Origin of the sequence: Brevibacillus reuszeri, assembly GCF_002897295.1 — a bacterium.
Taxonomy (GTDB): Bacteria; Bacillota; Bacilli; order Brevibacillales; family Brevibacillaceae; genus Brevibacillus; species Brevibacillus reuszeri_A.
Genome location: NZ_BEXF01000057.1, coordinates 1 through 6,090, shown reverse-complemented (window position 1 = coordinate 6,090; position 6,090 = coordinate 1). Strand labels below are relative to the sequence as shown.

General features: G+C 46.7%; 5 protein-coding genes. 1 reads left to right on the top strand and 4 read right to left on the bottom strand.

Features of this window, described 5'->3' with window-relative positions; translation table 11 throughout:
* Positions 1-240: 240 nt before the first annotated feature.
* The 4 genes from C3B52_RS34865 to C3B52_RS34855 all read right to left on the bottom strand — a co-directional run bounded on the left by C3B52_RS34865 (position 241) and on the right by C3B52_RS34855 (position 5,357).
* Positions 241-2,403, bottom strand: a complete 2,163-nt coding sequence (locus C3B52_RS34865) for an acyltransferase family protein (RefSeq protein WP_103110925.1) — start codon at positions 2,401-2,403, stop codon at positions 241-243.
* Positions 2,396-2,521, bottom strand: coding sequence for a hypothetical protein (locus tag C3B52_RS37990; protein ID WP_268811929.1), 126 nt, complete (start codon positions 2,519-2,521; stop codon positions 2,396-2,398). The genes C3B52_RS34865 and C3B52_RS37990 overlap by 8 nt, the downstream gene beginning before the upstream one ends.
* 534 nt (positions 2,522-3,055) lie before the next feature.
* A complete protein-coding gene (locus C3B52_RS34860) occupies positions 3,056-3,256 on the bottom strand; it encodes a hypothetical protein (RefSeq protein ID WP_103110924.1) in 201 nt (66 codons plus the stop codon).
* A gap of 136 nt (positions 3,257-3,392) precedes the next feature.
* On the bottom strand, positions 3,393-5,357 hold the full coding sequence (locus C3B52_RS34855) for an ATP-dependent DNA helicase (protein ID WP_103110923.1): 1,965 nt from the start codon (positions 5,355-5,357) through the stop codon (positions 3,393-3,395).
* Between the two features lie 210 nt (positions 5,358-5,567).
* Between C3B52_RS34855 and C3B52_RS34850 the strand changes: the two genes are divergently transcribed.
* A complete protein-coding gene (locus C3B52_RS34850; RefSeq protein ID WP_103110922.1) occupies positions 5,568-5,927 on the top strand; it encodes a Lin0512 family protein in 360 nt (119 codons plus the stop codon).
* Positions 5,928-6,090 lie beyond the last annotated feature (163 nt).

The window sequence follows — 6,090 nt, the reverse complement described above, 5'->3', positions numbered from 1 at the left end:
GAGGTTTGCCGCCAACTTCCTTCAGATTCCACCTCACGGTGGACACCCTTGTCTTAGGCTAATGGTTACTACTGCCTTCACCATTCGGGACTTTAACCCTAGAGATAACGCCCATGCTGGGCGCACATGAAAAGACCAACGAACCTGTTGATTCGCTGGTCTCTTATCCATTTCGAAAGAAGGCACACAATTCCTGCTGCTTATCAAAAGAATTGCAGATATTTCGCCATCAAGTACGCTTTATGATTCGTCACCTGACGTATCAGCTTTGGCCTCTTCAGCTTGTTCTGTCTCACTGGCTACTTGATTCACTTCTGTATGCTTTGGTTGATCGGCAGATGCGGGGTGGATAGCCTTGGCAAGCAGTGCGGCATAGGCTTCGGAGCCCTCTCGATTTAAATGCACGCCGTCCTTGTAGAAGTAGGAGCTTTTTCCTGCACTTGCTGCGTACCAGTCAATCAGGCTCGTGTGTGGATAGGCTGCTGCAACCTCCGCCAATGTGGTATTCACGACACTCTCCCAAGGCTTCGGTACTCGAGTGTTTACCAGAATGATCTGATCGACACCCTCTAATGAATGCAGCAGCTTCTCCAGCTGTTTTTTGCTGAAGGAGCCGTTTGTACCGAGCTCAATGATAACGCGATTCCCAAGCAATCCTTTTTCTTTTAGCTTTGCTACCAGTTCTGGTGCTTGTGACATTTGTCTGCCAATTTTGGCATCAATGACGATGCCGGGGAGCAGTTTTTCCAGGTGCGGAGCCACATCAAGCATGACGGAGTCTCCTACTGCTGTGATGCCCTTTCCAGAGCGAACCGCAACCTTTTCAGGGGGCTTTGTCTGTTCTTGGTTCTCTGAGTTGACTTTCCCTTGTGAATCTGTGCCTTTGGATTCGTCAGGCTTATTTTCATTCGCCGCATCTTGTATTTGTTCACCAGCGGATTTGTCTTGTGTCGGTTTTTCAGTTTTTGCTGGTGTTTTAGCCGAGTCATTCGTTTTGACGGGTGTGGTAGGCTTTTTACCCGTTTCAGGCTTGCTCGGCAGAGGAACGACAGGGCCATGTGGACCAAGCCCAGCATCGAGCTGACTGTTTTTCCCTTGCTCTTCTGGCAATTGCGCCATACCAGATGATTGCGTGGATTCGATTGCTTCTGAATCCGACAGTGGCATACTTGCTGTTGCGTCTGAGCGCAGAGATGCAACGCCGAAATACGTCACACACAAGATGATTGCGCAGCCCGAAGCAATCCATCGAGTTCGTGTATATCGCTTAGATTCCTTACCTTGCTTCTCGGGACGCAAATTTGCCCAAACCTTGCCCAAGGCACCTCTTCGAATCGGTTCTTCTATATACTTCCATGACAATGCTGCCAGGACAAGCGTTGCGGTCAGTTGAAGAATCGCGCGGGTGATCTGACTCCATTCACTTTGTTCAACCGTTGGGGTAGTCATTACGATAATGGGATAGTGCCATAAATAGATGGCATACGAACGTACACCTAGCCAGCGCAGCGGCTTACACCCCATCCATCTGGCAAAATGACTTGCTGGATGTGCAAGCACGGCAACTACGACAGCGCTCACGAGGGACAGCAGGACTAATCCTCCGCGGTATAAAAAATCATCATACTGATTTGTTTTCCAAATGCTGTAAAGCAAGATAGCCAGACCTAAATAGCCAATCGTATCAAGGGTTATGCGAGCTTTCACAGATATATCGGGGGACAGTTTTCGGCTCGGCCAGACCATAGCCAGTACCGCGCCAATAAGAAGGGCAAAAACCCGTGTGTCCGTTCCGTAATAGACCCGACTAGGATCTAGACCTGGTTCATAGAGGAGTGCCATCGCCAGGGCGGACAATGCTGCTGCGACGACAGTGAGCATAATGAGTGGACCGCGGCGTTTGACAAAATGTAAACCGAGGGCAAGTAGTAGCGGCCAGAACAAATAAAATTGTTCCTCAACAGCCAGTGACCACAAATGACCGAGTGGAGAAGGCGGACCAAATTTTTCAAAATAGGAGACATCCTGAAAGATAAGCCACCAGTTACTGACGTACAAAATAGCCGCTGGCACGTCACCGCGTACACTTGACATTTGGGCTGGTGAGAAAATGGATACCCATGCCACTACCAGAATCAAGAGCGATAATAAAGCGGGCAATAGCCGCCGTGCTCTGCGTATCCAAAAATCCTTCATATCGAGGCGACCATGACGAGCCCACTGTGCAATGAGCAAATCGGTAATCAGATAGCCTGAGAGGACGAAAAAGATCCCGACGCCCAAAAGTCCTCCAGGTGCCCAGTTGTAGTTCAGATGATAGACGATTACGGCAAGTACCGCCAGAGCTCTTAGTCCGTCTATTCCGGCCATGTAACGGCTGGTGCCTTTGATTGGTTCAGGCATTGTGACGGCCTCCCTTGCTCTTCAGTTGGCGATGCTTACTTGTTTTCTTGCCATTTGTTGCTCTTCGTTGTTCGTGATCCCAGGTGTGATTGCTTTGTTTGATTACCGTACTCGTCATGCAGTTCATCTGCATACTCCCCTTTTACTTCTGTTCTGTTTTACTTTTGTAGGTGGACGGGGGCAGCCAATACACATCGGGAAATGCGCGCGAAAATGAATGCAAAAACCCCTGATTTCCAAGAAGAGGAAGAAAACGGGGTTGGTCTCGTTCATAATCTTTATGGATGATGAATTTATCCAAACATCATGGCCCGTATTCAGGATGTGAACAACTACTCACAGTCAGATTTTTTTCGTTCTCCTTCTTACTTATGTATGCTGCATCGCCTCATTCCTGCCCGGTATTTTACGGAAATGACCCGGACGATCGCGAAGTTCATCCGTACTTGCGCTAAACCTCGTGTATCCTGATTATAAGACGCTTCAGTGGATAAACGCGTTACAAATTGTTTACAATTTATCATTGAATTTTTCCCGGTAAATCACACCAAAAAAAGAAAGAGCTACTGGCCCATTTTCGTGCCAATAGCTCTATTTCTCTACCCTCATAATCTAATTGATAGAAACAATAATAGCGCTTATGTCAGGTGCATTAAACGTGATGGGTAAACAAATAATTCAGGAACAATCCCCCGCTGACTACTGCAATCGCCATGCAGACAATCCCACTGCGCACACGCTGAGATACGAGTCGCATAAAGCCAAGACAAAAGAAAACACCAGTCACCAGAAAATAGGAGATTCCGACCCAGAACAAACTCCATGGCAAGTTGGCAAAATCGATGTTACCCAATCCTGAACACCTTCCCCGTTTCATTCTACTTTTCATTCTTTCTACGATGAACCTTTATTATAACATCCAGATATCCTGTTGATGCCAATTTGAGTCGAACGTAACAGAAGTGTCATACATCTCCATCTCATTTGAATCAAGTGAGGGAGTCCGCAGGCTCCTCGATCCATTCCACACCAACAGGGAAAATTGCTTTTACATGTTTGCGCAGCTTTTCATCACGATGCAGCTCAGCGCTATAAAGCGTGACGATTCCCTGATCCTCTCTGGTGCGAATTAATCGGCCTATTCCTTGGCGTAGACGAAGCAGCATATACGGCATATCTACCTCTTCCCTAGCAGAAGCGGCTGCTTTTCGTTTCGCGGTAAAGACTGGATCGTTTGGCGGGAATGGCAAAGACCAGATGATCACGTTTGATAGAGATGGTCCAGGAACGTCGAGACCTTCCCATAAGCTGACAGCACAAAGACTACTCGCTTCGTCATTTTGGAAGCATGAGATCAAATGGCTAATTTCCTGATCTCCTTCATACAAAAAATGCAGATGAGCGATCTGTGAATAGGAACCAATCGCTTGTTTGAACTGCTTCATTTCTTCTATCGACGAAAACAGCAGTAATGCTCTTCCTTGCGTCTGTTGCAGCTGCTTGACTGCACTGTTCATTTTATCCGTAAAAAGGTCGTTTCCAGACAGCTTGGGAACAAATGCTTTCATTTGCTCTTCATATTCGTAAGGAGAAGGTACTGAAAAGGAAAGATACTTTTCGATCCCTAAGCTTCCTGCTACAAATTGGAAAGCGCCGTCTACAGATAAGGTTGCTGAAGAAAAAATAATCGGCATATTTTGCGAGAAGACACGCTCACGAAGAACTTCCTGCACCAGCTTTGGCATGACAATCAATGTCGGTCCTGTCACCTCTTCTGTCATCCACGAAATGACATGTCCCGGGTCCTGAAACAATCGAAGTGCCAGCTGCATCATTTCCAAATGCTCACCAACGATTCGCAATTGAAATTCATCGAGTGTATAGAGACCGCTTTCAAGTGCCAGCTCTTCTTCGATCCAATCTACCAGGCTCGTGAAACGGTGAATCGACTGGAGCAGTTCTGGATGAAAGTGAATCTCTTTGCGATTGGAGCCGACAACCGCTTTGCTCTCTTCATCCAAGCGGGAAAATAACTCTTCGCTTTGGGCGATGGCTTCTTCAATGGCTACTGCCAGCGACTCCCGAATCTCTCCCTTAAGCAAGCGTGTAATAACCTCTTCAAATACAGCATGGTTGAGCTTATAGGTTAATGCTTTTTGCGCGGCAGGCTCAAGCAGATGGCCCTCATCAAAAATAACTGAGCTGTGCGGAGGGAGCAAAGGAAGCTGCCCGCCCCGTTTTCTCGTCTCATATGTCCACACATGCTCCATATAAAAGTCATGCGAACAAATAATTAAATCGGCCGATTGGCGATAATGATTTCTGGATAAGGTTTGACCACAGCGATGCTGCTTGTCACAGGAAAAGCAATCTTGAAACGTATCCCAGTTCATTTTTGCCCATCGCTCGTCATCCAGCTCTGGGTACGTACTGCGATCTCCGTATGGATAAAAGGATTGCAGGGCTTCATGCGTGTGCACAAAAGAAGGCAGCTCCAAATAAATCTGCTGATATGCTTCTCCTTCTTCCGGCTGGTATCTGGCCTCATCCAGCTTTCGCAGGCATACGTATTGATCCGGAGATTTTCCCAATCGAGCATCAATCGTCAGGTTCAGATGCCGTGCAAGCTTCGCGATATCGCCTTCAGGCTTGACCAGCTGCTCGATCAATGACTCATTCGCACAGGCGATAATTGCAGGCTTTCTCGTATAACGGGCATAACAGACCGCGTATAACAAATAGGCAAGTGTTTTCCCTGTACCAACTCCTGCCTCTGCAAAGATCGTTTGCTTCTCGGCAAAGGCACGCTCCAGCTGAAAGGCCATGTAGATTTGCTCGTCTCTTACTTCGAATCCTGCTTCAGGCAAAATTTCATAAAATACGTCCGCTACCCAATCGCTCACCTGCGAAATGAATGGTTGTGACGGATCGTACGCAAAAGGATACCGTTCCACTTCTGACCTGCCTCCAATTAATGAAAAGAATCATCTTTGGTTTATACCAACATGTAATAATGACATGTCTACGCGATAAACACAATACGAGACCTTCAAAAAAAGCGAGACTGCCTTAAATTTATCGAATGGGAAGCTTTCAGGGCGATTCGTGGTAAGATGGAGGAGGAAAAGTACATAACCGAAGTCTTACGTAGGAGTGATTTGGCAATGGAAAAAGTCATGTTTATTGAAATCGGAATGGGCATTGATCTACATGGTCAAAACGTTACCAAAGCAGCAGTTCGTGCTGTACAAAATGCCATCCATCATAATTCGATGCCGGGCCTTCGTTCTGTTCTTCCAGACAACGACATTCATAACATGAAAGTAAATGTACGACTGGCTGTTCCCGCTGACAAGGACAAGCTCGACTTGGAAACAGTTCGCGCTGAATTGCCATATGGAAGTGTGACGTTTGACGTGATTGATGGCGGGATGCTCACAAGCAGTGGTGTCGTAATCGCTGAAAAAGACGACATAAACGATCTTGCCTATGTGGTCATCGCCTCGGTAGAAGTAGGCTACTAACCCCTACTGGAAATAAATAAAATACCTCCCTCAAATTGAAGTGCCCCCTGTCAAGTAGACAGTAAAAAAACAAAAACTTGGACACCAATCAAAAAATGGTTGGTGTCTTGTTTATGCTGCTGATGTCTTGAGATGTTCTCTATATTCCATTGGGGCCATACAC

Bases quoted from the DNA above. Each gene is read 5' to 3' on its own strand.
- C3B52_RS37990 (WP_268811929.1), bottom strand. From the start codon at position 2,521: ATGACGAGTACGGTAATCAAACAAAGCAATCACACCTGGGATCACGAA.
- C3B52_RS34850 (WP_103110922.1), top strand. From the start codon at position 5,568: ATGGAAAAAGTCATGTTTATTGAAATCGGAATGGGCATTGATCTACAT.
- C3B52_RS34865 (WP_103110925.1), bottom strand. From the start codon at position 2,403: ATGCCTGAACCAATCAAAGGCACCAGCCGTTACATGGCCGGAATAGAC.